The organism is Paraburkholderia sp. TE9906, assembly GCF_056279605.1.
In genome coordinates, this window is record NZ_JBWCCT010000008.1 from 43,291 (window position 1) to 67,133 (window position 23,843).

Sequence of the window (23,843 nt, forward strand, 5' to 3'; positions counted from 1 at the left end):
TGGGTTTCAGGGAGCGCGCTTCGCGCACGCATCACGCCCATCAGCTCTTCTTCTTGACCGGGCGAACATAGCCCGTTTTGCTTGTTTGTTTCTTATCGTTCAGAACCAGCGCTTCGGCTTCGACGTCCTTCCAGACCGTCGTGCCCGCCGCGATCGTCGCGCCGCGCTTTACGCGCACCGGGGCGACCAGTTGCGTGTCCGAACCGACGAACACGTCGTCTTCGATGATCGTGCGGAATTTGTTCGCGCCGTCGTAGTTGCAGGTGATCGTACCCGCGCCGATATTCACGCGCGCGCCGATATCCGCGTCGCCGATATACGTGAGGTGATTCGCTTTCGAGCCGCGACCGAGCACCGCGTTCTTCACTTCGACGAAGTTACCGACATGAGACTCGTCTTGCAGCGATGCGCCTGTGCGCAAACGCGCATAGGGGCCCAGTACGACATTGGCCCCGACTTCGGCGCCTTCGATATGCGTGAACGCGTCGACGCGCGTGCCGGCGCCGATGCTCGCGTTGCGGATCACGCAGTTCGGCCCGACGGTAACGTTGTCCGCCAGCGTCACGCGGCCTTCGAACACGCAGTTCACGTCGATCGACACATCGCGGCCGCATTCGAGCGTGCCGCGCACGTCGAGGCGCGCCGGGTCGGCGAGCGTCACGCCCGCCACCAGCAGCGTATCGGCAACGTTGCGCTGATGGATCCGTTCGAGTTCGGCAAGCTGCTGCTTGCTATTCACGCCGAGCGTTTCCCACTCGTCGTCCGGCTGGGTGGTGACGACTTCGAGCCCGGCTTCGATCGCCATTTCGACCGCGTCGGTCAGATAGAACTCGCCTTGCGCGTTGTCGTTCTTTAATGCCGCAAGCCAGCCGGCGAGACGCTCGGTGGGCGCGACGATGATGCCGGTGTTGATCTCCGAGATTTTCAGCTGCTCGGCGCTCGCGTCCTTCTGTTCGACGATGCGCGACACCTTGCCCTGCTGGTCGCGCAGGATGCGCCCGTAACCGCTGGGGTCGTCGAGCGTAACGGTCAGCACGCCATAGCCACCTTGCGCCGCGCGTTCGGTCAGCGCGCGCAGCGTGCTGGCGCGTGTGAGCGGTACGTCGCCGTACAGCACCAGGGTCGGCGCGGACGGGTCGAGCAACGGCAGCGCCTGCTGGACCGCGTGGCCGGTGCCGAGCTGCTGCTCCTGCACCGCGAACTGCACGTCCGGCGCCGCGACGGCTTCACGTACGGCTTCGGCGCCATGGCCGATCACGACCACGAGCCGCGCAGGCTCGAGCGCGCGAGCCGTGTCGATGACGTGAGCGAGAAGCGGCCTGCCGGCCAGAGGATGGAGCACCTTGGGAAGCGCGGACCGCATGCGCTTGCCGGTGCCTGCCGCCAAAATCACGATGTTCATGGCGTCGGCAATTAGTCAGTTTGTGGCCGACGATTCTATCATGCGCTACATGCCGTAAAAGGCGCGCTGGCGCGCATTGGACGGCGGGCGCGATAGCGCGAAACCGCCCATTTTCCGGGTGTTTCCGTCAAAGATCGTCGAACTGGACGATCGAAATCGGCTTCGATGCGCCGAGCATGGCGCCGTCATCGTTGCCGGTGGAACACGGCTCTTCGTCGAACGCGATATCGCCCTGCGCATCGGCCTCGCCGGTTGCGCGCAGGCCCGCGAACGGGAACAGCTTGTGGTCCATCAGATGCGACGGCACGATGTTCGACAGCGCGTTGAACATGTTCTCGATGCGCCCCGGGAAACGCTTCTCCAAATCGCGGATCAGCGCCTTCATTTCGGCGCGCTTCAGGTTGGGTTGGCTGCCGCACAGATTGCACGGAATAATCGGGAATTCGCGCAACTCCGCGTATTTCTCCAGATCGGTTTCCTTCACGTAGGCGAGCGGCCGGATCACGATATTCTTGCCGTCGTCCGATTGCAGCTTGGGCGGCATGCCCTTCAGCTTGCCGCCGTAGAACATGTTCAGCAGCAGCGTTTGCAGGATGTCGTCGCGATGATGGCCGAGCGCGATCTTGGTCGCGCCGAGCTCGCCTGCGACGCGGTACAGAATGCCGCGCCGCAGCCGCGAGCACAGCGAGCAGGTGGTCTTGCCTTCCGGCACCAGCCGCTTGACGATGCTGTACGTGTCCTGGTTCTCGATGTGAAACGGAATGTCGAGCTGCTTCAGGTATTCCGGCAGGATGTGCTCCGGGAAGCCCGGCTGCTTCTGGTCGAGATTCACCGCGACGATGTCGAAGTTGATCGGCGCGCGTTCGCGCAGCCGCATCAGGATGTCGAGCATCGCGTAGCTGTCCTTGCCGCCCGACAGGCAAACCATCACCTTGTCGCCTTCCTCGATCATGTTGAAGTCGCCGATCGCCTCGCCGACCTGGCGCGCGAGGCGCTTGAACAGCTTGTTGTTCTCGTACGCTTCCTTCTGCTCGCGGCGCGTGAGCGGCGACTTGGTCTTCGCGGCGGGCGCGCTGTCGTTCAGGATTTCCGGAGCATTCATGGCTCAATCCTCTTTGATTCGGAAAACTTCGACGCCCACGGCGTCGCAGTCGGGATACACGTCCGGCTTCTCGGTCGACACGCGCGCGGCCCGCACCTGCGGATGCTCGAGCATGGTCCTGACGAGGTCGTCGCAGAGCGTTTCCTGCAAGTGGATGTGCCCTTGCTCGACGCGGCGCGAGATGGTGGAGCGCATGAAATCGTAGTCGACGACTTCGTTCAGCTTGTCCTGAACCGGCGTGGACAGCGCGAGCGGCACGAACAGTTCGACGTTGATCACGACGCGCTGTTCGCCGCGCTTTTCGAAATCGTGCACGCCGATGTTGATGTGCACTTCGTAGTTGCGCAGAAAGAGCCGGCGGCAATCGGCGAGCCGGGGGTGCGAAAGAGCGGCAAACATGTTCGTTCCAGTCGAAAAAAGCGTGCGGGGCACGCAAAGGGGCGCTCACTGCGCGGCGGCCGCCTGTCCAGGCAGGCCGCGCGCGCCTCAGGCGCCCGTCAAAAACATAACGTCGCGCGGCAGCGGCACGAGATGCTGCCCGCCGTCGACCACCAGCGTCGTTCCGGTGACGCCGGCTGCATCCGCGAGATACAGCGCGGCGGCGACAATATCCTCGGGCCGCGACGCGCGGCCCAGGGGCGTGATTCGGTGTGCGGCCTCGAAACCGTCCTGCGTCTGGTCGGCGGATTGCATCGTGAGGCCCGGCGCGAGCCCGACCACGCGTACTTTCGGCGCCAGCGCCTGCGCCAGCGCCACCGTGGCGGTTTGCAGCGCCGCCTTCGACAGTGTGTACGACAGGTAATCCGGATTCATGTTGTACAGCTTCTGATCCAGCACGTTGATCACCACCGCGCGCTGGCTTTCGTCGCTGCGCGCGGCCTCCGGCGTCGCCTCGAACAGCATGCGCGCGAGCACCAGCGGCGCACCGAGGTTCATCGCGGTCAGCTTCAGCAGCAAGTCGTAGCCGACGTTGCGCGCCGTGTCCTCCTCGAAGCGCGACGCGTTGTTGACAATGCACACCGGCCGGCCCAAGGCCGCCGTACAGGCCGGCAGCAGCCGCTCGACCTGCGTCTGGTCGCCCAATTCCGCGTGCAGCGCGACCGCCCGGCGGCCCAGCGCGGCGATTTGCGCGACCACTTCGTCGGCCTCTTCGCGCGACGCGCCGTAGTGGACCGCCACGTCCCAGCCGCGCGCCGCAAAGCCGAGCGCGAGCGCGCGCCCGATGCGGCGGGCGGCGCCGGTAATCAGCACGACGCGGGGCGTGACGGGGGCGCGGTCAGCGGCGGTGTCCAGAGAGGCGGTCATTTACAATGCGGGGATGAATCCGAAAGCTCACCAACCCGATAGTTTACCTGCTCCCGGCCCAGGCGCGCTTGCGCAGTCCGAAGCACTGGTCGCGCGGCTGCGCGCGGAGCTCGACAGCGCCGGCGGCTGGCTGCCGTTCGACCGCTACATGGAGCGCGCGCTTTACGCGCCGGGCCTCGGCTATTACAGCGGTGGCGCGCGCAAATTCGGTCTGCGCGGCGACGACGGCAGCGACTTCGTCACCGCGCCGGAGTTGTCGCCGCTGTTCGCCGCGACGCTCGCGCGCCCGCTGGCCGAAGCCTTGGAAGCGAGCGGCACGCGCGGCGTGATGGAGTTCGGCGCCGGCACGGGCAAGCTGGCCGCCGGCTTGCTCAACGCGCTCGATGCGCTGGGCGCCGGGTTCGACAGCTACTCGATCGTGGATCTGTCGGGCGAATTGCGCGAACGCCAACGTGAGACGATCGCGGCGGCCGCGCCCGCGCTGCTGGCGAAAGTCCGTTGGCTGGACGCGTTGCCGGAGCGCTTCGACGGTGTGGTGATCGGCAACGAGGTGCTGGATGCGATGCCCGTGCGGCTGTTCGCGGCAACCGGCGGTGTCTGGCACGAACGCGGCGTGGTGTGGCGCAACGAGGCGTTCGCGTTCGACGACCGCCCGGTATCCGCGGAAGCGGACATCGCATTGCTTGCGGACATCGACACCGCCGGCGAAGACTACCTGACCGAAACGCACGAAGCCGCGAGCGCCTTCACGCGCACCGTCTGCACGATGCTCGCGCGCGGCGCGGTGTTCCTGATCGACTACGGTTTCCCGCGTCACGAGTACTACCACGCGCAGCGCGCGCAAGGCACGCTGATGTGCCACTACCGGCACCGCGCGCACGGCGATCCGTTCCTCTACCCGGGGTTGCAGGACATCACCGCGCACGTGGAATTCACCGGGATCGCCGAAGCCGGTGTCGAGACAGGCGCGGACTTGCTGGGCTTCACGTCGCAAGCGCGCTTCTTGCTGAATGCGGGCATCACCGACGCGTTGTCGGAAATCGATCCGGCCGACACGGCGCGCTTCCTGCCCGCGGCGAATGCGGTGCAGAAGCTGTTGTCCGAAGCGGAGATGGGCGAACTGTTCAAGGTGATCGCCTTTTCGCGCGGACTGGACGATACGCTGCAGGCGTTTTCCAGCGGCGACCGCTCGCACACGTTGTGATTTTTTGCCTGATTGGGCGTTAGGAATTCGTGATGATCCGCTGGCTCTTGACTACGTTCGTCGCGGTGGCGGTGTTGTCGGCGTGCTGGCCGTGGCTCAGGAAAATCGGCATTGGCCGGATGCCCGGCGACGTGACCTTGCGCGTGTTCGGCCGTGAGTATCCGTTTCCGTTCATGTCGACGCTGGTGCTGTCGATGATCCTGTCGCTGCTGGCGAGATTGCTTTAAGTCCGCGTTGCCTTTGACCACGGCGGCGTACACCGCGAAGGCCAAAGGCACCCGCACCGGCGAAACGCCCTACCCCAGCGCCGCTTCCACCGCGCGCACCCGCTCCTGATGCACGGCGTCCTTGATGCCGGCAGGTGCATCGGCCATTCGTTTGGCGACCGCACCGGCATCCACGCCGCGCGCCGCGACGAGCGCCACCCTGAGCCGCTCGGCCTGCGGATAGTCCCGCATCTCGAACCCCAGCCGGCCGCGCGCATCGGCCTCGCAGGCCTGCAACGCTTCGGCGAAGCGCGCCGGTTTGCGAAGCGCGTCGCTGCGTTCGAGCAATCTCACCAACGCCGCCGCCCCCATCTCCGTCACGCGATGAATGTTGCCGTGCTCGCGCGCCACCAGCAGCGCGAGATCGCGGCAGTCGTTCGGCACCCGTAGCCGGTCGCAGAGTGGCTTGAGCAGATCCACGCTGCGCCCCTCGTGGCCGATATGCCGCGGCAGCACGTCTTCAGGCGTGGTCGCCTTGCCGAGGTCATGCGTCAGCGCGGCAAACCGGACCGGCAGCGCATAGCCCTGCTGGGCGGCATGGTCGACCACCATCATCACGTGCACGCCGGTGTCCACCTCGGGGTGATAGTCGGCGCGTTGCGGCACGCCGAACAGTGCGTCGATCTCCGGCAGAATGCGCGCCAGCGCGCCGCACTCGCGCAGTACCTCGAACATGCGCGACGGCTTCTTCTCCATCAGGCCGCGCGACACTTCCTGCCACACACGTTCGGCCACCAGCGCATCCACTTCGCCGTCGGCGACCATCTTGCGCATCAGCGTCAGCGTTTCCGGCGCGACCGTGAAATCGACGAAGCGCGCCGCGAAGCGCGCAATCCGCAGAATCCGCACGGGGTCTTCGAGGAACGCGTCGCTCACATGCCGGAACAGCCGCGCCTGCAAATCGGCCTGACCGTTGAACGGGTCGATGACCGGACCGCTCAACTCGCCGTCCGGGCGCACTTCGCGCGCCATCGCGTTGATTGTCAGGTCGCGGCGCGCGAGGTCTTCCTCCAGCGTCACGTCCGGCGCGTAGAAGAACTGGAAGCCGTGATAACCCGCCGCCGTCTTGCGCTCGGTACGCGCGAGCGCGTACTCCTCGTGCGTCTGCGGATGCAGGAACACCGGAAAATCCTTGCCCACCGGACGATAACCCTGCGCCACCATCTGCTCGGGCGTCGCGCCGACCACCACGTAGTCGCGGTCCTGCACCGGTACGCCCAGCAACTCGTCGCGGATCGCGCCGCCTACCGCGTAGATGTTCATGGGCATACGTCTTGGTAGGCAATCGCGTGAGTCTCGCGGCGCGAAGCGTCGATCCATGCCGCCACCGCCGGCAACGCGGTGATCCGCTCGACGTAAGCCGACGCGGTTTCGGACAACGCCGGCTGCCACGTGTTGAAACGCATCGCGACCGGCGCATACATCGCGTCGGCAATGCTGAACTCGCCGAACAGGAAAGGTCCACCATGCGCGTCGAGGCACTCGCGCCAGATCGCCTCGATCCGCGCGATATCGGCGAGCACGCCCGGTGTCGCGTTCTTGCCCGGGAACGACGCGCGAATGTTCATCCACATGTTCGAGCGCAACTCGCCGAAGCCCGAATGCATCTCGGCGCTCACGCTGCGGGCGAGCGCGCGCGCCCCCGCGTCGCGCGGCCACAGCGCGTGCTGCGGGAAGCGCTCGGCCAGTGTCTCGGCGATCGCCAGCGAATCCCAAACGGCCTGCCCCGCGTCATCGATCAGGCAGGGCACCTTGCCCGGCCCCGCCGGCGCATGAGCGAGGATCGCGGCGGTCGTGCCGGATTCGTACAGGTGGATCAGCACTTCGTCGAACGGAATGCCGAAGTGCTTCAGCAGCAGCCACGGCCGCATCGACCATGACGAGTAGTTCTTGTCACCAATTAGCAGTTTCATGCGTCGTATCAATGGGGAGAGGATTTGAACGAGGTACGTCAGCGTCCGGCGCTGGCGCGAAACGTGTCGAAGCGCGAACGCGTCGACACGCCGGTCAGATACACGGGCGCAATCGTTTCGATGCTGGCGGGCTCGAGGCCGAGTTCAGGCGCAAGCGGGCTGCTCAACACGTTGTCGACTTTCATCGAATCCAGATTGTCGCGCGAGATCACCGGCTCGCCAGGCGCCATTTCGAAGGTCAGCGCCTGCAGGCGCGCCAACGCGTCCGGCAAACGGATGATGCGCGCATGCTTGCCGATCACGTCGCCGCAATAGGTGACGAGGTCTTCGAGCGTGTAGACGGTCGGGCCGCCCAGTTCGTAGGTCCGGCCGCTCGCGGCGTCGAGATCGAGCACGTTGACGATCGCCTTCACGACATCGTCGACATACACCGGCTGAAATTTCGCATCCGGCATCGCGAGCGGAAGCACTGGAAACATCCGCTGCAGGAACGCGAACTTGTTGAGGAACTGGTCCTCGGGACCGAAGACCACGGACGGCCGGAAAATCGTCCACGCGAGGTTCGCTGCATGCACCGCTTTCTCGCCGTCGCTCTTCGAGCGCGAGTACATGCTGGGTCCGTTCGGATTGGCGCCGAGCGCGCTGAGGTGAATCAGCCGGTGCACGCCCTTGCCTTCGCAGGCGGCCACGATCCGCGTCGGCAGATCGACGTGCATGCGCGCGAACTCCGGGCCGTATGGCGTGCCGCGCTTGCCATTCAACGTGCCGACGAGATTGATCACGCAATCGGCGCCTTCGACGAAGCGCGCGAGCTGGACCGGATCGAACACGTCGGTTTCGATCACGTCGATGGGAAGCAGCGTGAGATGGCGGGCGTTGTAGCGCCGCCGCGTGGCGATGCGCACGTCTTTACCCGCTTCGACGAGCGCGTTGACGAGATGGCTGCCGATAAACCCGGAACCGCCGATGATCGCAATGGCTTTGTGTCGCATTTTCGACTCCCTGATGGAAGCCGCGGCAACGGCTGGCGTGGCGCGCCGAGGCCTCGAACGAGGCCGCGGCGGCACGGCGCTTTACGGTGCGATATAACCCAGACGCGCCTTCAGCGATTGCGGACGGCCTTCGAACAACGCCGCGTAGTAGACCGTGTTGGATAGCACGTTCTTGACGTAGTCGCGGGTTTCCTGGAACGGGATCGCCTCGGCGAAGATCGCACCTTCGACCGGATGCTGCAACGACTGCCGCCAGTTGCGCGGACGGCCGGGGCCTGCGTTATAGCCGGCGGTAGCCAGCACCGCGGACCCGTCGAACTGATTGTAGATCATCGACAGGTAGTTGGTGCCGAGCAGGATGTTGGTGTTGATGTCGTTCATCTGCTCGCGCGAAATCGGGCCGAGGCCGATCTTTTTCGCGACCAGTTGCGCGGTGCCCGGCATCAACTGCATCAAGCCGCCCGCGCCGACCTCGGAGCGCGCGTTGATGATGAAGCGCGACTCCTGGCGAATCAGCCCGTATGCCCACTCCACGTCGAGCCCGCTCGACTGCGCATCGCGCTCGACGATATCGCGGAACGGCGACAGATAACGCAGCGAGAAATCGTGCTCGCTCTTCGTGCGGTCCGCCGTGTTGACGGTGCGGTCATAGAGCTGGATACGGCGCGCGTATTCGGCGGCCGCGAGCAGTTGGCGGTCGCTCATCGTGCGCAGCGGCCAGTTCCATTCGCGATTGCCTTCGAGCCGCAGATTCATCGCATAGAACCGTTGCGCGAGATCGAAGCCCGGCGTGTTGCCGGCTTGCTGGACTTCGGCGTCGCTCACCGAGGTTTTCGGCGGCACCGAGATCTTCTGGCCGAGTTCCTCGGCGGCCAGTTGACCGTAGAAGTTAAAGCCCTGCGCGATCGACTCGAATTCCTGGTTGGCCGTGGTCGTGTCGCCCGCCTGCTTCAGCGCACGCGCGTGCCAGTAGACCCACGACGGCTGCTTGCGCAGCGCCTCCGGCATCTGCTCGATCGACCAGCGCACCATGTTCCAGTCGCCGGCGAGGAGCGCGGTGCGCGTGCGCCATTCATACGCGGGATTCGACAGTTGCGCATTCGCCGACAGCCGGTACCAGTCCACTGCGCTCGGCATCTGCTTGGCGGCTGCCTGATAGGCAATCGTGCCCCAGCCGATCGCGCGCTCCGGCGAATTCAGCGACGGCGCGACCGATGCGAACGTGGCCGCGGCCATCGCAGGATCGTTGCGCGCCATGCGCGTGATCGCCAGCAGCGCCAGCTGATGCGACTGCGCATCCGGACCGACGCCGCGCGCCAGCAGCAACGGCGGGGTGCTCGTCGCCTGGCCGAACAGCACCGGGTCGGGCGCCTGGTTGCCGAGCGCGTCGAGCAGCTTGCTGCCGGTGCCCGTGTAGTTCTGCTCGTACGCGAGACGGATCTGCTGCCAGACGTCGTCGGCACTGAACTGGCGATTCACGGCGAGCACGGTGATCAGATCGACGCACCCGTCACCGTACCACTTCGGATCGACCAGCAGCGCGCGCGCCGCGTCGGCGACGTTTTCGCCGCGCGAGGCGCGCGATTCGAGCGCATAGCACTTCACCTGGGTGTCGTCGTTCAGCACGAAGCGCGCGTATTGCTGATCGAAGTTGCGCCAGTCGTGACGCGTGCCAAGCACCGTGAGGTAGTCGTTGCGCAGACGGTCGGCGATCGCCTGGCCGTCGTACTTCTGCAGAAACGCCAGCACTGGCGCATCCGGCGCGTCGACGCGCGCATGGCCGGTCGAATCGAACAGTTGCGGCTTGAGCTGGAAGTACTCCAGATACGAAGGCGCCGGATAGTTCGGGATCATGCTCGCCAGTTGCGCCGCGCGCGCCGCATCGTTATTGCGGGCTGCCTCGCGCAACTGGACGAAAATCTGGTCGTCGTTGGTGAGCGGAGAAAAGGAAACGGGCTTGACGGCGGAGGCCGTGCTGCACGCGACGAGTGCCGCTGCGGCGAGCGCCAGACCGGCCGCGCGATATACTCGATAAAGGCGTTTTGACATCGTTGTTTCTGGAGCGCGAATTGGACCAAAGCATAGCATGCAACCCCGTGCCGGCCGCGAAAAAGGCGCTGCGCCGGATGCTATTGGAAACGAGGCTGCAAGCGGCTTCCGAGCCGGCGCACAACGCCGCGCTCGGCCGCCACCTGCTTGATGCGTTGGAGCACTATGGTGTGGACAGCGTAGGATTCTACTGGCCGCTTTCCGGCGAATTCGACGCACGCGCTGCGATCTCTCTGTGGCTTGCGGCCAACGCTCAACGAGAAGCCAGCTTGCCGATTATCAAGACACGCGGCGCACCGCTCGAATTCCATGCTTGGCGCCCCGACATGGAAATGAGGATCGGTCATCACAAGATTGCCGAGCCGGTGTCGGGCCAGGTGGTGATTCCCGAGTTGCTGTTCGTGCCCTGCGTCGGCTTCGACGACGGCGGCTACCGGCTCGGTTACGGCGGCGGTTATTACGATCGCACCCTGGCCGCCTGGCCGGGTTCGAAACGGCCGCTGACGGTGGGCATCGCGTATGAAGCGTGCCGCACGCCGGCACTGCAACGTGAAGCGCACGACATTCCGCTCGACCTGATCGTTACCGAGGCGGGTTTCCATCCACGCCCGGCAAGTTGAGCCGGGCATGCGGCGCGCGTACTGGCTTCACGCCGCCGCACCAGCCCGGCAACCCGCTATAGGGACGCCGCCGCGCGCGCGGCCGTGTCGTACAGACCGGACGCGTTGCGCATCAATTGCGCCGCGTCGCCGATCTGTTCGTTGGTCAGGCCGCTTTCCTTCAGCGTCGAAATCAGACAGCTCTCACGCACCTCGCGATACTTCAGACACAACTCGCGGCCCGCTTCGGTCGCCGAAAAGAACACTTCCTTGCCGGTCTTTTCGCTTTTTACGTACCCTCTAGCTACGAGCTTCTTCAACGCATAGGTGGCGACGTGCGTGTCTTCGATGTTCAGCACGAAGCAGATGTCCGCGAGCTTCTTGCGACGCTCGCGGTGGCTGACGTGATGCAGCAGCGACACTTCGATCGCGGTCATGTCCTTGTCGCCGGCCGCCGACATGCAGCGCACCATCCACCGGTTGAAGGCGTTGCCCGCCATGATCAACGCGTATTCGAGTTCGGACAGCTCCGCGCTGGTCTCGGAGACGAGATGTTCCGACGAGACGATCTTGGTGGGATGACGCGACATGACGAAGAGTCCGAGGGACAGGATGAGAAGGTGTCGGGAGTGTACGACGAGCCGCCGATCCCGGCGAGCCTGGCACAAACGCTTATTGAGAAATTGTTGATATTTTATTGATAATGTACGCTTCAACTATCGCATACCGGCGCGGATCGCGCGTCAAGGGTTCCACCGTGCCCGCTTCCTGCCATCCGACCTGGGCCGTTAAGCCATGAGCCAACCAAGAATCTTTCCGCTCGGCGATGCCGCGCTTGTCTGCGAAGCGCCGCCGCCCGCCACGCTGGAGTGCCAGCGGCGCGTGTGGGCGGCCGCCGCGCTCGCGCGCGACTGGCCGCATGTGCTGGAGGTCGTGCCGGGCATGAACAACCTGACGCTCGTGTTCGATCCTCTCGAAGCCGACCGCGACGCGCTCGGCGAACAATTGCTGGCCGCGTGGGACGCCGCGGGCAAGACGCTCGAGCCCGGTCGCGAGGTCCAGATTCCGGTGCAGTACGGCGGTGAGTTCGGCCCCGATCTGCAGGCGGTCGCCGATCACACGGGCCTGACGGTGCGCGAGGTCGTGCAGCGTCACGCGGAAGGCGAGTACGTAGTCTTTTTCCTCGGCTTCCAGCCGGGCTTCGCGTACATGGGCGGCCTCGACGCCGCCTTGCATACGCCGCGCCGCGCGTCGCCGCGGCTGGAGGTGCCGGCCGGCTCGGTCGGCATCGGCGGTGAGCAGACCGGCATCTATCCGGCCGTCTCGCCCGGCGGCTGGCAGCTGATCGGCCGCACCGAGCTGCCGCTGTTCGATCCGGCGCGCCGCCCGCCCACCCTGTTGCAGCCGGGCGACCGTGTGCGCTTCACCATCGCGGAGATACACGCATGATCGATGTGATTCGCGCAGGTCTGCTGACCACGATCCAGGATCTCGGCCGTCACGGCCAACGGCATCTGGGCGTCGCGATGGGGGGCGCGCTCGACCGGCTGTCGCTCGAAGTCGGCAACCGGCTGGTCGGCAACCGGCCCGACGCGGCCGGCCTGGAAATCACCTTCGGCCCGACCGCGCTGCGCTTTCTGCGCGCGACACGGGTCGCCATCACCGGCACCGAATTCGGCGCGACGCTCGACGGCAAGCCGGTCTATTCGTGGTGGAGCCTGCCGGTGCAAGCGGGCCAGGAGCTGGTGCTGAACGCGGCGAAACGCGGCATGCGCGGCTACGTCAGTGTGGCGGGCGGCATCGACGTGCTGCCGATGCTCGGCTCACGCAGCACCGATCTCGCCGGTCATTTCGGCGGACTCGGCGGCCGCGCGCTGCGCGACGGCGACCGCCTGCCGGTCGGCGTGCCGCAGCAGCGCGGCCAGGTCGGCTTCACGCCCGAGGCGCCGGAGTTCGGCGTGAAGGCGCCCAGCTGGTGCAAGTTCGTGCTGGTTCACGAGCCGCTGCGGCGCGGCCGTCATCCGTCGGGCGTGCCGTGGGCGGTGCCGATCCGCGTGCTGCGCGGCCCGGAATACGACAGCTTCACCGAGGCCGCGCACGAATCGTTCTGGGCCGATGAATGGCTCGTCACGCCGAACAGCAACCGCATGGGCTATCGCCTCGCCGGCGCCGAACTGGAACGCACCCGCAAAACCGACCTGCTCTCGCATGCGGTGCTGCCCGGCACGATCCAGGTGCCGCCGAACGGCCAGCCGATCGTCTTGATGAGCGACGCGCAAACCACCGGCGGCTATCCGAAGATCGGCGCGGTGATCCAGGCCGATCTGTGGAAGCTCGCACAGGTCCGCCTGAACGCCGCGGTGCGATTCATCCCGACCACGCTGTTCGAAGCGCGCCAGGCTTTGCTGGAAGAACGTACGTACTTGCGGCAGATCGACGCCGCAATCGCGATGCATGAAGAACGCTGCGCACGCCTGTCGACGGTCGCGGCGCTGTAACACTCAGTAGGGGAACACCATGGAAATCGATTTGAACGCCGACCTCGGCGAAGGCTGCGGCTCCGACGAGGCGCTGCTCGACCTCGTCAGTTCGGCGAATATCGCTTGCGGCTGGCACGCGGGCGGCCCCAATGCCATGCGCGAATGCGTGCAGTGGGCGGTGCAGAAAGGCGTGTCGATCGGCGCGCATCCGAGCTTCAACGATCCTGAGAATTTCGGCCGCAAGGAGATGGATCTGCCGGCCGGCGAGATTTACGCGGGCGTGCTGTATCAGCTCGGCGCGCTGTCGGCGATCGCCCAGGCCGAGGGCGGGCGCATCGCGCACGTCAAGCCGCACGGCGCGTTGTACAACCAGGCCGCGCGCGACGCGAAGATCGCCGACGCGATCGTTTCGGCGGTGCACGATTTCGATCCGTCGGTGGCCGTGTTCGCGCTCGCCAACAGCGGTCTCGTGACGGCAGCGCGCAACGCGGGTCTCGTCGCGATCGAGGAAGTGTTCGCCGACCGCGGCTATCGCGCCGACGGCTCGCTCGTGCCGCGCAAGGAACCGGGCGCGCTGCTCGACGACGAAAACGAAGTCCTGGAGCGCACGCTCGCGATGATCCGCGAGCAGCGCGTGCAGGCCGTGGACGGCCAATGGGTACCGCTGAACGCGCAGACCATCTGTCTGCACGGCGACGGGCCCCATGCGCTGGCGTTCGCGCGGCGCATTCGCGGCGCGCTGGAGGCTGCCGGCATCGACGTTCACGCGGCCAACGCCGCACGCGTCTGAGAGGCGGCTTCGGCGGCCAGACAGACAGCGCGAATTACCTCCAGCGACACCTCCGACGCCCCGCTTTCGAGCGGGGCGTTTGCCAGGTGGAGGGCGCATTGCCATACCCGGCGGGCAAACCGCGAACGCAGGTGCAGGTGCAGGTGCAGGTGCAGGTGCAGGTGCAGGTGCAGGTGCAGGTGCAGGTGCAGGTGCAGGTGCAGGTGCAGGTGCAGGTGCAGTTTGAAGTGCAGAGGTACGCAGTTCGAAGCAACGCGGCCATCAAGAGCCGTGGCAACACCAGACGGCGCATGAACACCACGCGCCGGCCCACGTGAGCCGCTACCCGCGGCGAGGTTGAAACCCTGTTTGGAGATCCTGATGCAGTCAACTGTCAGTCTATGGCCGCTCATCGGCGTGGCCGTCATCATCGTCGGCTTTCTATTGCGGTTCAATCCGATGCTGATCGTCGCGGTCGCCGCGATCGTCACCGGTCTTGCCGCGCACTTCCCGCCTGAAAAAATCCTTGCGCAGATCGGCACCGGCTTCATCAAGACGCGCAACATCCCGCTGATCATTCTTTTACCGCTCGCGGTGATCGGCCTGCTCGAACGGCACGGGCTGCGCGAGCGCGCGCAAGCGTGGATCGGCGGCATCAAGGCGGCCACCGCCGGGCGTCTGCTGATCGTCTATCTGCTCGTGCGCGAGCTGACCGCCGCGGTCGGCCTGACCGGGCTCGGCGGGCATCCGCAAATGGTGCGCCCGCTGATCGCGCCGATGGCCGAAGGCGCGGCCGAAACCCGCTTCGGCAAGATCAGCGACGCGGTCCGTTTCAAGTTGCGCGCGTTCGCCGCCGCCACCGACAACGTGGGCCTCTTCTTCGGCGAGGACATCTTCGTCGCGTTCGGCGCAATCGTGCTGATGACGACCTTCCTGAAGGAAGCGGGCATCGTCGTCGAGCCGATTCACGTCGCGCTGTGGGGCATCCCGACCGCGATCTGCGCATTCATCGTGCACGGCTTCCGGCTGTATCTGCTCGACCGCCGGCTCGAACGCGAACTGCGCGGCAATGCCCGGGGCGGCAGCGCTGCCGTGTCGTCGGCGCAATCCGCCGCGGGAGACAAAGCATGACATTCACGATCACCTATCTGTTCTGGCTGCTGGGCGTGGTGCTGCTGATCGTCGGCGGCATGATCGTCACCGACAGGACGCATCCACGCCGCCTCACCGCGGGCGGCTTCTGGATTCTCTACGCGCTGATCTTCCTGATCGGCGACCGGCTGCCGCCGGCGGTGGTTGGCGTCGCCGTGATCGTCATGGCGCTGATCGCCGGTTTCGGCGGCGTCACCGCGGCCAAGCCGAAAATGCTGTCGCTCGACGCGCGCAGGGCAAGCGCCGCGCGTCTGGGCAACAAGCTGTTCGTGCCCGCGCTGACGATTCCGGTCATCACCGTGATCATCACGCTGTCGGCGAGCCACCTGGTATTCGGCGGTATGCCGCTGATCGAGAAGGCCAACGTCACGCTGATCGGCTTCGGCATCGGCTGCGTGATCGCGCTCGCGGTGGCTTGCGTGATGACGCGCGACACCGTCGGCCAGTCGATGAAAGAAGCGCGCCGGCTGGTCGATGCGCTGTCGTGGGCCGCGGTGCTGCCGCAGATGCTCGGCATGCTCGGCCTCGTGTTCTCCGACGCGGGTGTCGGCAAGGCCGTCGCGCACGTGACCACGTCCTACATCAGCCTCGACTATCGCTTCGTCGCGGTGGCCGTGTACTGCATCGGCATGGCGCTCTTCACGATGGTGATGGGCAACGGCTTCGCCGCGTTCCCGGTGATGACGGGCGGCGTCGGCGTGCCGATTCTGGTCGGCGTGTTTCACGGCAACCCGGCGGTGATGGTCGCGATCGGCATGTTCTCCGGCTACTGCGGCACGCTGATGACGCCGATGGCCGCGAACTTCAACATGGTGCCGGTCGCGCTGCTCGAACTGCCGGACAAGAACGCGGTGATCAAGGTGCAGATTCCCACCGCGCTCATCCTGCTGGTGATCAACATCTTCCTGTTGAATTTCCTGATGTTCCTGTAGGGCGCCTGCCTTCAAGGCGGCCTATGCCGACGCATCGCAGCCCGCCGCTGCGATGCGTCGCTGAAGCAGACTCATTGCGAATCGCGCGCGACCGAATTAGGAAGCGCCCGATCGTCGGAACAGGGGGTGGCACATAAGATCGCGGAAGGTCTCCCATCCCACGCGCCGGTGCGTGCCACGCGCGCCGCTTGCGATCCTCTGCAGGCGTCCATGGAACATCCATCCCACCGCGACGGCGACTCCGCTGCCCACGTCACCTCGTTGATCGACGACGCGCTGGCCGCACAACCAGGCCGGCCAGTTCGACGCCGCCGACGCGCTCTACCGGCAAACCCTCACGCTCGCGGCGGCGCTGGGCAAGCCGGTGTGGCTACTGCTGCCACCAACGCCGACTGGCGCTGGGTCAAAGCGCGCAACGACACGCCGTGGTATCCGGCAATGAGGCTGTTCAGGCAAAAGACATCGGGAGACTGGCAGACAGTGGTGGCGGAACTCGCGCAGGCTCTGCAACGGCAATAGGTTCGATCCGGCGCACCCGCGCTCAGCCCGGCTCGACCACGAATCCGCGCTGCCGCAAAAGCTGCAACACGCCTTTGGGGCCGCCCAGATGCAGCGCGCCTATCGCAACGAACACCGGCTTGTTCGGCGCGGCGATCTGCAGCATCCGCGACACGAAGCGCCGGTTGCGCTCATAGACGATCCTGTTGTCGATCGAGTCGGAGACATGCTTGTCGCGCGCCAGATTTTCGGATTTCGCGGCCTGCCATGCGGCGATTGCATCGGCATCGCCGACCCGCCACAGCCGATGCAGCGCGCGCACATCCGCGACGTTTTGCGCAGGCGTCTGCACCAGATCCTGCGCGAGCATTTCGCGCTGCTGCGCAAGCGAGAGTCCCGTGAACGCGCGCATCTGCTGCGGCAGCGTTTCGAGTCCGACGATCTTGCCGCGCGTCTTCAGGTACACGTTCTGCAATTGCGCTTCCGTGCCGTACTCGGTCTGCAGGCCGGCGCTCAGCGAATCGTAGGTTTCGACCACCAGCGACGCGAGCCAGGGCCGCATCTTCTTGATCGCATCGAGCGCGGCGGGATTGCCGCGCAGACGCATCGCCAGCTTGTGCCACAACGGTTCCGGCAACGAGCCCGGCAGACAGTCGCGCTTGCACACGCCGTACTTCGACACGTCGTCTTGCGAGATCAGCAGTTCGTCGGGGGAGAGTTCGAGCGCCAGCGTCGGCGAGGCGGCCAGCGCGGCGAGGATCGGCGGCCGGAACGGCTGGGCGGCGGGATAGTCGGCGGGGTCGCCGACATGCAGCGTGCCCAGCACGTAGATCGTGGTCGTGCCGCGCGTGGCGACATAGAACGGCATGCGCGCCGGCTGCGTGCGCACCGGGCCGCTCGCGGTGGTGCCGGGCGGCGCTGGCGACGGCGGCGGCGGATTGAAGCCCGGCACGCTTGCGCGCGGCGGCGCCTGCTCGCCGGGCACCGGCACCGCCGGGCGCCCCGCCTGGGCCGGCGCAGTGGCCGCCGCGCCCGCTGCATGCGCGAGCTCGGCGGGCGCGGAGCCGAGATAAAGAGCACAGCACACGCCGACGAGCACGGCACCGTTCAGCGCACGCGCTCGCCAGCGCCGCGCGAAAGCAGCACCGCAGCCGCCATCACGCAAGCGGCGCGCAAGACGACGCGCCGCTGCCGCATCAGGCATCCACGTCCCCCACCTCCTCGGCGCGGTGACACGATACCTGACGGCCATCCACTTCGCGCAGCTTCGGTTCCTCGCTGCGGCAGCGGTCGATCATATACGGGCAGCGCTGATGGAACGTGCACCCCGAAGGCGGATTCAATGGCGACGGCATTTCACCTTGCAGCTTGATCTTGATGCTGCGATCCGCCTCGAAGATCGAAGGCGTCGCCGACATCAGCGCGCGCGTGTACGGATGGCGCGGCTTCGAGAAGATCCGCTTTTTGTCGCCGAGTTCGGCCACGCCGCCGAAGTACATCACCATCACATCGTCGGCGATATGCTCGACCACGGACAAATTGTGCGAGATGAACACGTAGCTGGTCTTGAACTGCTCCTGCAAGTCCATGAACAGGTTCAGGATCTGCGCCTGGATCGACACGTCGAGCGCCGACACCGGTTCGTCGGCGACCACGATCTGCGGATCGAGAATCATCGCGCGCGCAATCGCCACGCGCTGGCGCTGGCCGCCGGAGAACATATGCGGATAGCGCTTCGCGTGTTCGGGACGCAGGCCGACGGTGCGCATCATCTGCGCGATCCGTTCGGCGCGCTCGGTGGCGCTCAGTTGCGTATTGATCGCGAGCGGCTCGCCGAGCGTCTGCTCGACGGTCTTGCGCGGATTGAGCGACGCGAACGGGTTCTGGAACACCATCTGCACGCGCCGCCGCAGCGCCGCGATCTTCGCGTGATCGGCGCCGGCCACGTCCTCACCGTCGATCAGCAGACGCCCCGCCGTGGGCGCTTCGATCATCGTCAGTTGACGCGCGAGCGTGGACTTGCCGCAGCCGGATTCGCCGACCACCGCGAGCGTCTTGCCGCGCTCCAGCGCGAACGACACGCCGTTGAGCGCCTTCACCGTGCCCGACGCGAACATGCCGCGCTTGACCGTGTAGTAACGCGCGAGCTGGTCGGCGACCAGCACGTGATCGCCCGTAGGTTTGGCCTGGCGACGCGTTTCGAGTACTGCGTTCATCGTGCGCCTCCACGGGTGTGAACGTTGGCGTCGCCGCTCAGGTTCAGGGGTTTGATGCAGCGCACGCGCGCCACTTCGGCGTGACCTTGCATCGGCGCGAGCGCGGGCCGCGCCTTCATGCAATCGTCGACCACGTACTTGCAGCGCGGCGCGAACAGGCACCCTTTGGGCCGGTCGTCGCGCCCCGGCACCATGCCCGGCAGCGCCGCGAGCCGCACCGCGCCCACGTTGTGCTCGGGAATCGCCGCCAGTAGCGCTTCCGTGTACGGATGATGGGGCGCCGCGAAGATGTCCGGCACCTTGTTCGTTTCGATCACTTCGCCAGCGTACATGACCGCGACGCGCTGCGCGACCTCGGACACCACCGCGAGGTCGTGCGAGATCAGCACGAGCGCCATGCCGCGCTCCTTCTGCAGCTTGATCAGCAGTTCCATGATCTGCGCCTGGATCGTCACGTCGAGCGCGGTGGTCGGCTCGTCGGCGATCAGCAACTTCGGGTTGCAGGCGATCGCCATCGCGATCATCACGCGCTGGTTCATGCCGCCCGACATCTGATGCGGAAACGAACCGATGCGGCCTTTCGGATCGGGAATGCCGACCTGATCGAGCAGTTCGAGCGCGCGTTTGTCGAGCGCGCTGCCGCGCAGGCCTTCGTGCAGCTTCAGCACTTCCTTGATCTGATAGCCGACCGTGTAGCTCGGATTCAGACTCGTGAGCGCGTCCTGGAACACCATCGCGATGTCCTTGCCGATGATCTTGCGGCGCTCCTTCGCCGATGCGTTCAGCAGGCTCTTGCCGTTGAAGGTGATCTCGTCCGCGGTGACTTTGCCGGGCGCGTCGATCAGGCCCATCAGCGCCATCATCGTGACGCTCTTGCCCGAGCCCGATTCGCCGACCACGCCGACCACTTCGCCGGGTGCGACGTCGAGGTTGATGCGATCGACCGCGGGCAGACCGTTGAAATTCACCGCCAGATTGCGGATGGTCAATAAATTAGCCATGTCATGCCATCCGTTTCAGTTTGGGATCGAGTGCGTCGCGCAGCCCGTCGCCGAGCAGATTGATCGCGAGCACCGAGATCAGGATGGACAGACCCGGCATGGTGACGATCCACCAGGCGCTGTCGATGTAATCGCGCGCCGAGGCCAGCATCGCGCCCCACTCCGCCGACGGCGGCTGCACGCCGAGCCCGAGAAAGCCGAGCGCGGCAGCATCGAGAATCGCCGAGGAAAAACCGAGCGTGGCTTGCACGATCAGCGGCGCGGTGCAGTTCGGCAGCACTTGCGAGAACATCAGCCGCAAGGTGCCGGCGCCCGCTACGCGCGAAGCCGTCACGTACTCCTTCTGCAACTCGCCCTGCGCCGATGCGCGCGTCAAGCGCACGTAGCCCGGCAGCGCGACGATCGCGATCGCGAGCATCGTGTTGACGAGACCGGGGCCGATGATCGCCACCACCGCGACCGCGAGCAGCAGCGACGGCAATGCGAGCAGCACGTCCATGATGCGCATGATCGGCGTGTCGGCCCACTTCTCGAAGAACGCGGCGATCAGGCCAAGCACGATGCCCGGAATCAGCGCGAGCACCACCGACACGAAGCCGATCCAGAACGACAGCCGTGCGCCGTACATCAGACGCGAGAGGATGTCGCGGCCCGCTTCGTCGGTGCCGAGAATGAACTTCCAGTTGCCGCCGTCGAGCCATGCGGGCGGAATCTTCACGAAGTCGCGGTATTGCTCGATCGGGCTGTGCGGCGCGATCAACGGCGCGAAGATCGCGACGAAGATCAACACCAGCACGATGACGCCGGCGCCGACCGCGCCGCGATTACGCGAGAAGTTGGCCCAGAATTCACGGGCCGCGATGGCGCGGCCGCTGGGCGGCGTCACTGCCTGGGGGACTGTATTTTGTATGTCTGCCATGGTCGTCATGCCTCCCGCAGAGCCGCCTCAAGGGAGGCATGCGCCCCCGCGGGGGGCAGCGAACGTGAGTGAGCGTGGGGGTTCATATTCATGCCTCCCGCAGAGCCGCCTCAAGGGAGGCATGCGCCCCCGCGGGGGGCAGCGAACGTGAGTGAGCGTGGGGGTTCATATTTCACCTCGTATGGCGGATGCGTGGGTTGAGCACGCCGTACAACAGATCGACGACGAGGTTCACGACGATCACCAGCGTGGCGATCATCAGGATACCGCCCTGCACGACCGGATAGTCGCGCCGGCCGATCGCGTCGATCAGCCATTTGCCGATACCGGGCCACGAGAACAACGTCTCGGTCAGCACCGCGCCCGCGAGCAGCGTGCCGACCTGCAAGCCGATCACCGTCACGACGGGAATCAGCGCATTGCGCAACGCATGCACGACGATCACGCGCCCAGGCGACAAGCCCTTCGCGCGCGCGGTGCGGATGTAATCCTCGCGCAGCACTTCGAGCATCGACGAACGCGTCATCCGCGCGACGACCGCCAAAGGAATCGTGCCGAGCACGATGGCAGGCAGAATCAGATGGCTCAGCGCGGATTTGAACGCGCCTTCGTCGGTGGACATCATCGCGTCGATCAGCATGAAGCCGGTCACGTGCGGAATGTCGTATTCGACCGCGATGCGGCCCGACACCGGCGTCCAGCCGAGCTTCACCGAGAACACCATGATGAGGATCAAGCCCCACCAGAAGATCGGCATCGAGTAGCCGGTGAGCGCGGTGCCCATCACGCCGTGATCGACCACCGTGCCGCGCCGGAGCGCGGCGAACACGCCCGCCGGGAGACCGACGATCAGCGCGAACACCATCGCGCAGATCGACAGTTCGACGGTAGCGGGAAAGCGTGCGAGGAATTCGCCCATCACGCTGGTGTTGGTGATGATCGAGGTGCCGAGATCACCGTGCAGGGCGCGGCCAATGTAATGGACGTACTGCATCGGCAGAGGTTCGTCGAGCCCGAGGCGGTGCATCGCTGCGGCGTGCATCGCGGGATCGACGCCGCGCTCGCCCATCATCACTTCGATGGGGTCGCCCGGTATCAGGTGAATCAGCGCGAACGCGAGGATCGTAATGCCGATGAACGTCGGTATCACCATGCCAATGCGGCGCAAAACAAAGCGGAACATGGTTCGTCCCTATGGTCTTGATGAAGAAAAAACGCAACCGGCGACGAGGGCTTGTGACCCCGGTCGCCGGACCATTTCGACCAGTTTTCTAACCGTGCGAAAAGCGTACTGCGCGAAATTTACGACTTGCTTGCAGGCTGACGCCCCAGCTTACTTGACGCTCACGCCGTCGAAGCGCGCGTAGCCGAGCGGTTCGATGCGCATGTCGACCACCTTCTTGCTGACCGGCTGGTAGACCGTGGAGTGAGCGATCGGCGAGAACGGCAGTTGTTGCGCGAAGATCCGCTGCGCCTCCACGTAAGCCTTGGTGCGCGCGGCCACATCGGACGTCACGCGGCCCTTCTGGATCAGATCGTCGAACGGCTTGTAGCACCACTTCGAGAAGTTGTTGCCGTTGACCGCCTCGCAGCCGAGCAGCGTGCCGAGCCAGTTGTCCGGATCGCCGTTGTCGCCGGTCCAGCCGATCAGCATCGTGTCGTCCTCGCCTGCGTGCGCGCGCTTGATGTACTCGCCCCATTCATACGTGACGATCTTCGCCTTCACGCCGATCTTGGCCCAGTCGGCCTGGATCATTTCCGCCATCAGACGGGCGTTCGGGTTGTACGCGCGCTGCACGGGCATCGCCCACAGCGTGAGGTCGAAACCGTTCGGATAGCCGGCCTTGGCGAGCAGGGCCTTGGCCTGGGTCGGATCGTAAGGCGCGGCCTTCAGATCCTTGTAGAACGACCACTGGGTCGGCGGCATCGGATTCGTGGCCAGCTGACCCGCGCCCTGGTACACCGATTCGATAATCGCCTTCTTGTTGATCGCCATGTCGAGCGCCTGGCGCACTTCGACCTTGTCGACCGGCTTGTGCGTCACGTTGTACGCGAGGTAGCCGAGGTTGAAGCCCGGCTGCGACGGCATGTCGATGTTCGGCTCGCCCTTGAGCGGCGCGATGTCGGCCGGACGCGGATAGCTCATCACCTGGCATTCGTCGCGCTTGATCTTCTGCACGCGCACGCCGGCGTCCGGCGTGATCGAGAAGATCAGCTTCGAGATCTTCACCGCGTTCGGCTTCCAGTATTCAGGATTGCCGTCGAAGCGGATCGTCGCGTCCTTCGTGTAGCTGCGGAAAATGAACGGGCCCGTGCCGACCGGGAACTGGTTGATGTCGGCCGCCTTGCCGGCCTTCAGCAGTTGATCCGCGTATTCCGCCGACAGAACCGACGCGTATTCCATCGCCAGATTCTGGATGAACGGCGCGTTGACTTCCTTCAGCGTGAACTTGACCGTGTACGGATCGACCTTTTCGACGCCGGTGATCAGCTTGTCGAGGCCCATGTCGGTGAAGTACGGGAACTGCACCGGATAAGCCTTGCGGAACGGCTGATTCGTGTCCAGCATGCGCTGGAACGTGAACACGACGTCGTCGGCGTTGAATTCGCGCGTCGGTTTGAAGAACGACGTGGTCTGGAATTTGACGCCGTGACGCAGATGGAACGTATAGGTCTTGCCGTCCGCCGACACATCCCACTTCTCCGCGAGACCCGGTTCGACCTTGGTGCCGCCGCGTTCGAATTCGACGAGACGGTTATAAACGGTGAACGTGTTGGCCGTGAAGTCGACACCCGTCGTGTATTGAGCGGGATCGAAACCCGCGGGGCTGCCTTCCGAGCAGTAGACGAGCGTTTTGTTCGGAATCTCGGCGCGCGCGTTGTTCGCACCCACCAGCGATGCCGCTGCAGCAGCGACGAGCGTCGTAACACGCGCGGCGCGCAACAGGTTGTTTTGCTTCATGTTTCCTCCAGGTTCAGGGCCGGCTCCCGCCAGCGTAGCGCGATATTACTTGAGCTTGGCTTGCGGCAACAAGCGGAGGAAA

At 65.5% G+C, this 23,843-nt stretch carries 25 protein-coding genes; 10 read left to right on the forward strand and 15 right to left on the reverse strand.

Going from position 1 to position 23,843, the window contains the following annotated elements; all coding sequences use genetic code 11:
* Nucleotides 1-40: 40 nt before the first annotated feature.
* The 4 genes from glmU to ACZ9H4_RS22130 all read right to left on the reverse strand — a co-directional run bounded on the left by glmU (nucleotide 41) and on the right by ACZ9H4_RS22130 (nucleotide 3,809).
* Entirely contained in the window at nucleotides 41-1,402 is a 1,362-nt protein-coding gene (gene glmU, locus ACZ9H4_RS22115) for a bifunctional UDP-N-acetylglucosamine diphosphorylase/glucosamine-1-phosphate N-acetyltransferase GlmU (RefSeq protein ID WP_476120878.1), read from the reverse strand.
* Between the two features lie 127 nt (nucleotides 1,403-1,529).
* Entirely contained in the window at nucleotides 1,530-2,504 is a 975-nt protein-coding gene (gene ttcA, locus ACZ9H4_RS22120; RefSeq protein ID WP_476120880.1) for a tRNA 2-thiocytidine(32) synthetase TtcA, read from the reverse strand.
* A 3-nt stretch (nucleotides 2,505-2,507) separates the two neighbouring features.
* Nucleotides 2,508-2,903, reverse strand: a complete 396-nt coding sequence (locus ACZ9H4_RS22125) for a dihydroneopterin aldolase (protein WP_149669888.1) — start codon at nucleotides 2,901-2,903, stop codon at nucleotides 2,508-2,510.
* Nucleotides 2,904-2,990: 87 nt separating this feature from the next.
* On the reverse strand, nucleotides 2,991-3,809 hold the full coding sequence (locus ACZ9H4_RS22130) for an SDR family oxidoreductase (RefSeq protein WP_408140306.1): 819 nt from the start codon (nucleotides 3,807-3,809) through the stop codon (nucleotides 2,991-2,993).
* A 13-nt stretch (nucleotides 3,810-3,822) separates the two neighbouring features.
* Here ACZ9H4_RS22130 and ACZ9H4_RS22135 point away from each other — a divergent pair, with 13 nt between their 5' ends.
* Nucleotides 3,823-5,013: a class I SAM-dependent methyltransferase gene (locus tag ACZ9H4_RS22135; protein ID WP_476120883.1), complete on the forward strand. Its 1,191-nt coding sequence runs from the start codon at nucleotides 3,823-3,825 to the stop codon at nucleotides 5,011-5,013.
* A gap of 32 nt (nucleotides 5,014-5,045) precedes the next feature.
* The gene (locus ACZ9H4_RS22140; RefSeq protein WP_408323252.1) at nucleotides 5,046-5,240 is read left to right on the forward strand and encodes a DUF2905 domain-containing protein; all 195 of its coding nucleotides are present in this window, start codon (nucleotides 5,046-5,048) and stop codon (nucleotides 5,238-5,240) included.
* Nucleotides 5,241-5,309: 69 nt separating this feature from the next.
* On the opposite strand, the gene ACZ9H4_RS22145 is transcribed toward ACZ9H4_RS22140, so the two are convergent.
* From ACZ9H4_RS22145 to ACZ9H4_RS22160, 4 genes are all read right to left on the reverse strand, one after another.
* On the reverse strand, nucleotides 5,310-6,542 hold the full coding sequence (locus ACZ9H4_RS22145; protein ID WP_408140302.1) for a multifunctional CCA addition/repair protein: 1,233 nt from the start codon (nucleotides 6,540-6,542) through the stop codon (nucleotides 5,310-5,312).
* On the reverse strand, nucleotides 6,539-7,192 hold the full coding sequence (locus tag ACZ9H4_RS22150; RefSeq protein WP_476120886.1) for a glutathione S-transferase family protein: 654 nt from the start codon (nucleotides 7,190-7,192) through the stop codon (nucleotides 6,539-6,541). The genes ACZ9H4_RS22145 and ACZ9H4_RS22150 overlap by 4 nt, the downstream gene beginning before the upstream one ends.
* A 38-nt stretch (nucleotides 7,193-7,230) precedes the next feature.
* The gene (locus ACZ9H4_RS22155) at nucleotides 7,231-8,184 is read right to left on the reverse strand and encodes a complex I NDUFA9 subunit family protein (protein WP_408140298.1); all 954 of its coding nucleotides are present in this window, start codon (nucleotides 8,182-8,184) and stop codon (nucleotides 7,231-7,233) included.
* A gap of 81 nt (nucleotides 8,185-8,265) precedes the next feature.
* Nucleotides 8,266-10,233, reverse strand: a complete 1,968-nt coding sequence (locus ACZ9H4_RS22160; protein ID WP_408152805.1) for a lytic transglycosylase domain-containing protein — start codon at nucleotides 10,231-10,233, stop codon at nucleotides 8,266-8,268.
* A 77-nt stretch (nucleotides 10,234-10,310) separates the two neighbouring features.
* Here ACZ9H4_RS22160 and ACZ9H4_RS22165 point away from each other — a divergent pair, with 77 nt between their 5' ends.
* On the forward strand, nucleotides 10,311-10,853 hold the full coding sequence (locus ACZ9H4_RS22165) for a 5-formyltetrahydrofolate cyclo-ligase (protein ID WP_408323278.1): 543 nt from the start codon (nucleotides 10,311-10,313) through the stop codon (nucleotides 10,851-10,853).
* A 56-nt stretch (nucleotides 10,854-10,909) separates the two neighbouring features.
* Here the strand turns inward: ACZ9H4_RS22165 and ACZ9H4_RS22170 are convergent, their stop codons facing one another.
* Nucleotides 10,910-11,422 carry a winged helix DNA-binding protein gene (locus ACZ9H4_RS22170; protein ID WP_042327041.1) on the reverse strand — a complete coding sequence of 171 codons (513 nt, stop codon included), beginning with the start codon at nucleotides 11,420-11,422 and terminating at the stop codon, nucleotides 10,910-10,912.
* A gap of 205 nt (nucleotides 11,423-11,627) precedes the next feature.
* Between ACZ9H4_RS22170 and pxpB the strand changes: the two genes are divergently transcribed.
* The 7 genes from pxpB (at nucleotide 11,628) to ACZ9H4_RS22205 (ending at nucleotide 16,684) form a co-directional block, all read left to right on the forward strand.
* Nucleotides 11,628-12,281 (forward strand): 5-oxoprolinase subunit PxpB, encoded by a 654-nt coding sequence (gene pxpB / locus ACZ9H4_RS22175; protein WP_408140293.1) that lies wholly within the window; start codon nucleotides 11,628-11,630, stop codon nucleotides 12,279-12,281.
* Nucleotides 12,278-13,330 (forward strand): 5-oxoprolinase subunit C family protein, encoded by a 1,053-nt coding sequence (locus ACZ9H4_RS22180; RefSeq protein ID WP_408323248.1) that lies wholly within the window; start codon nucleotides 12,278-12,280, stop codon nucleotides 13,328-13,330. The genes pxpB and ACZ9H4_RS22180 overlap by 4 nt, the downstream gene beginning before the upstream one ends.
* Nucleotides 13,331-13,349: 19 nt before the next feature.
* A complete protein-coding gene (gene pxpA, locus ACZ9H4_RS22185) occupies nucleotides 13,350-14,102 on the forward strand; it encodes a 5-oxoprolinase subunit PxpA (RefSeq protein WP_408152802.1) in 753 nt (250 codons plus the stop codon).
* A 98-nt stretch (nucleotides 14,103-14,200) separates the two neighbouring features.
* Nucleotides 14,201-14,419 carry a hypothetical protein gene (locus ACZ9H4_RS22190; RefSeq protein ID WP_476120890.1) on the forward strand — a complete coding sequence of 73 codons (219 nt, stop codon included), beginning with the start codon at nucleotides 14,201-14,203 and terminating at the stop codon, nucleotides 14,417-14,419.
* A gap of 43 nt (nucleotides 14,420-14,462) precedes the next feature.
* The gene (locus ACZ9H4_RS22195) at nucleotides 14,463-15,212 is read left to right on the forward strand and encodes a DUF969 domain-containing protein (protein ID WP_408140287.1); all 750 of its coding nucleotides are present in this window, start codon (nucleotides 14,463-14,465) and stop codon (nucleotides 15,210-15,212) included.
* Nucleotides 15,209-16,165 carry a DUF979 domain-containing protein gene (locus ACZ9H4_RS22200; RefSeq protein ID WP_408323247.1) on the forward strand — a complete coding sequence of 319 codons (957 nt, stop codon included), beginning with the start codon at nucleotides 15,209-15,211 and terminating at the stop codon, nucleotides 16,163-16,165. Before ACZ9H4_RS22195 ends, ACZ9H4_RS22200 begins: the two co-directional genes overlap by 4 nt.
* 210 nt (nucleotides 16,166-16,375) lie before the next feature.
* Nucleotides 16,376-16,684 (forward strand): hypothetical protein, encoded by a 309-nt coding sequence (locus ACZ9H4_RS22205; RefSeq protein WP_476120893.1) that lies wholly within the window; start codon nucleotides 16,376-16,378, stop codon nucleotides 16,682-16,684.
* Between the two features lie 22 nt (nucleotides 16,685-16,706).
* On the opposite strand, the gene ACZ9H4_RS22210 is transcribed toward ACZ9H4_RS22205, so the two are convergent.
* From ACZ9H4_RS22210 to ACZ9H4_RS22235, 6 genes are all read right to left on the reverse strand, one after another.
* Nucleotides 16,707-17,867, reverse strand: coding sequence for a TraB/GumN family protein (locus tag ACZ9H4_RS22210; RefSeq protein WP_408140282.1), 1,161 nt, complete (start codon nucleotides 17,865-17,867; stop codon nucleotides 16,707-16,709).
* The gene (locus ACZ9H4_RS22215) at nucleotides 17,860-18,879 is read right to left on the reverse strand and encodes a peptide ABC transporter ATP-binding protein (protein WP_408140280.1); all 1,020 of its coding nucleotides are present in this window, start codon (nucleotides 18,877-18,879) and stop codon (nucleotides 17,860-17,862) included. Before ACZ9H4_RS22215 ends, ACZ9H4_RS22210 begins: the two co-directional genes overlap by 8 nt.
* Nucleotides 18,876-19,880: an ABC transporter ATP-binding protein gene (locus ACZ9H4_RS22220; protein WP_408140278.1), complete on the reverse strand. Its 1,005-nt coding sequence runs from the start codon at nucleotides 19,878-19,880 to the stop codon at nucleotides 18,876-18,878. The genes ACZ9H4_RS22215 and ACZ9H4_RS22220 overlap by 4 nt, the downstream gene beginning before the upstream one ends.
* Before the next feature lies 1 nt (nucleotide 19,881).
* Nucleotides 19,882-20,799, reverse strand: a complete 918-nt coding sequence (locus ACZ9H4_RS22225; protein ID WP_408140276.1) for an ABC transporter permease subunit — start codon at nucleotides 20,797-20,799, stop codon at nucleotides 19,882-19,884.
* A gap of 172 nt (nucleotides 20,800-20,971) precedes the next feature.
* Nucleotides 20,972-21,982: an ABC transporter permease subunit gene (locus ACZ9H4_RS22230; RefSeq protein ID WP_476120896.1), complete on the reverse strand. Its 1,011-nt coding sequence runs from the start codon at nucleotides 21,980-21,982 to the stop codon at nucleotides 20,972-20,974.
* Between the two features lie 150 nt (nucleotides 21,983-22,132).
* Complete coding sequence (locus tag ACZ9H4_RS22235; RefSeq protein ID WP_476120898.1) at nucleotides 22,133-23,761, reverse strand: ABC transporter substrate-binding protein; 1,629 nt, start codon at nucleotides 23,759-23,761, stop codon at nucleotides 22,133-22,135.
* Nucleotides 23,762-23,843: the final 82 nt, after the last annotated feature.

Excerpts from the sequence above, each read along its gene's own strand:
- glmU (WP_476120878.1), bottom strand. The coding sequence starts at position 1,402 with ATGAACATCGTGATTTTGGCGGCAGGCACCGGCAAGCGCATGCGGTCC.
- ttcA (WP_476120880.1), bottom strand. The coding sequence starts at position 2,504 with ATGAATGCTCCGGAAATCCTGAACGACAGCGCGCCCGCCGCGAAGACC.
- ACZ9H4_RS22125 (WP_149669888.1), bottom strand. The coding sequence starts at position 2,903 with ATGTTTGCCGCTCTTTCGCACCCCCGGCTCGCCGATTGCCGCCGGCTC.
- ACZ9H4_RS22130 (WP_408140306.1), bottom strand. The coding sequence starts at position 3,809 with ATGACCGCCTCTCTGGACACCGCCGCTGACCGCGCCCCCGTCACGCCC.
- ACZ9H4_RS22135 (WP_476120883.1), top strand. The coding sequence starts at position 3,823 with ATGAATCCGAAAGCTCACCAACCCGATAGTTTACCTGCTCCCGGCCCA.
- ACZ9H4_RS22140 (WP_408323252.1), top strand. The coding sequence starts at position 5,046 with ATGATCCGCTGGCTCTTGACTACGTTCGTCGCGGTGGCGGTGTTGTCG.
- ACZ9H4_RS22145 (WP_408140302.1), bottom strand. The coding sequence starts at position 6,542 with ATGAACATCTACGCGGTAGGCGGCGCGATCCGCGACGAGTTGCTGGGC.
- ACZ9H4_RS22150 (WP_476120886.1), bottom strand. The coding sequence starts at position 7,192 with ATGAAACTGCTAATTGGTGACAAGAACTACTCGTCATGGTCGATGCGG.
- ACZ9H4_RS22155 (WP_408140298.1), bottom strand. The coding sequence starts at position 8,184 with ATGCGACACAAAGCCATTGCGATCATCGGCGGTTCCGGGTTTATCGGC.
- ACZ9H4_RS22160 (WP_408152805.1), bottom strand. The coding sequence starts at position 10,233 with ATGTCAAAACGCCTTTATCGAGTATATCGCGCGGCCGGTCTGGCGCTC.
- ACZ9H4_RS22165 (WP_408323278.1), top strand. The coding sequence starts at position 10,311 with ATGCTATTGGAAACGAGGCTGCAAGCGGCTTCCGAGCCGGCGCACAAC.
- ACZ9H4_RS22170 (WP_042327041.1), bottom strand. The coding sequence starts at position 11,422 with ATGTCGCGTCATCCCACCAAGATCGTCTCGTCGGAACATCTCGTCTCC.
- pxpB (WP_408140293.1), top strand. The coding sequence starts at position 11,628 with ATGAGCCAACCAAGAATCTTTCCGCTCGGCGATGCCGCGCTTGTCTGC.
- ACZ9H4_RS22180 (WP_408323248.1), top strand. The coding sequence starts at position 12,278 with ATGATCGATGTGATTCGCGCAGGTCTGCTGACCACGATCCAGGATCTC.
- pxpA (WP_408152802.1), top strand. The coding sequence starts at position 13,350 with ATGGAAATCGATTTGAACGCCGACCTCGGCGAAGGCTGCGGCTCCGAC.
- ACZ9H4_RS22195 (WP_408140287.1), top strand. The coding sequence starts at position 14,463 with ATGCAGTCAACTGTCAGTCTATGGCCGCTCATCGGCGTGGCCGTCATC.
- ACZ9H4_RS22200 (WP_408323247.1), top strand. The coding sequence starts at position 15,209 with ATGACATTCACGATCACCTATCTGTTCTGGCTGCTGGGCGTGGTGCTG.
- ACZ9H4_RS22205 (WP_476120893.1), top strand. The coding sequence starts at position 16,376 with ATGGAACATCCATCCCACCGCGACGGCGACTCCGCTGCCCACGTCACC.
- ACZ9H4_RS22210 (WP_408140282.1), bottom strand. The coding sequence starts at position 17,867 with ATGCCTGATGCGGCAGCGGCGCGTCGTCTTGCGCGCCGCTTGCGTGAT.
- ACZ9H4_RS22215 (WP_408140280.1), bottom strand. The coding sequence starts at position 18,879 with ATGAACGCAGTACTCGAAACGCGTCGCCAGGCCAAACCTACGGGCGAT.
- ACZ9H4_RS22220 (WP_408140278.1), bottom strand. The coding sequence starts at position 19,880 with ATGGCTAATTTATTGACCATCCGCAATCTGGCGGTGAATTTCAACGGT.
- ACZ9H4_RS22225 (WP_408140276.1), bottom strand. The coding sequence starts at position 20,799 with ATGGCAGACATACAAAATACAGTCCCCCAGGCAGTGACGCCGCCCAGC.
- ACZ9H4_RS22230 (WP_476120896.1), bottom strand. The coding sequence starts at position 21,982 with ATGTTCCGCTTTGTTTTGCGCCGCATTGGCATGGTGATACCGACGTTC.
- ACZ9H4_RS22235 (WP_476120898.1), bottom strand. The coding sequence starts at position 23,761 with ATGAAGCAAAACAACCTGTTGCGCGCCGCGCGTGTTACGACGCTCGTC.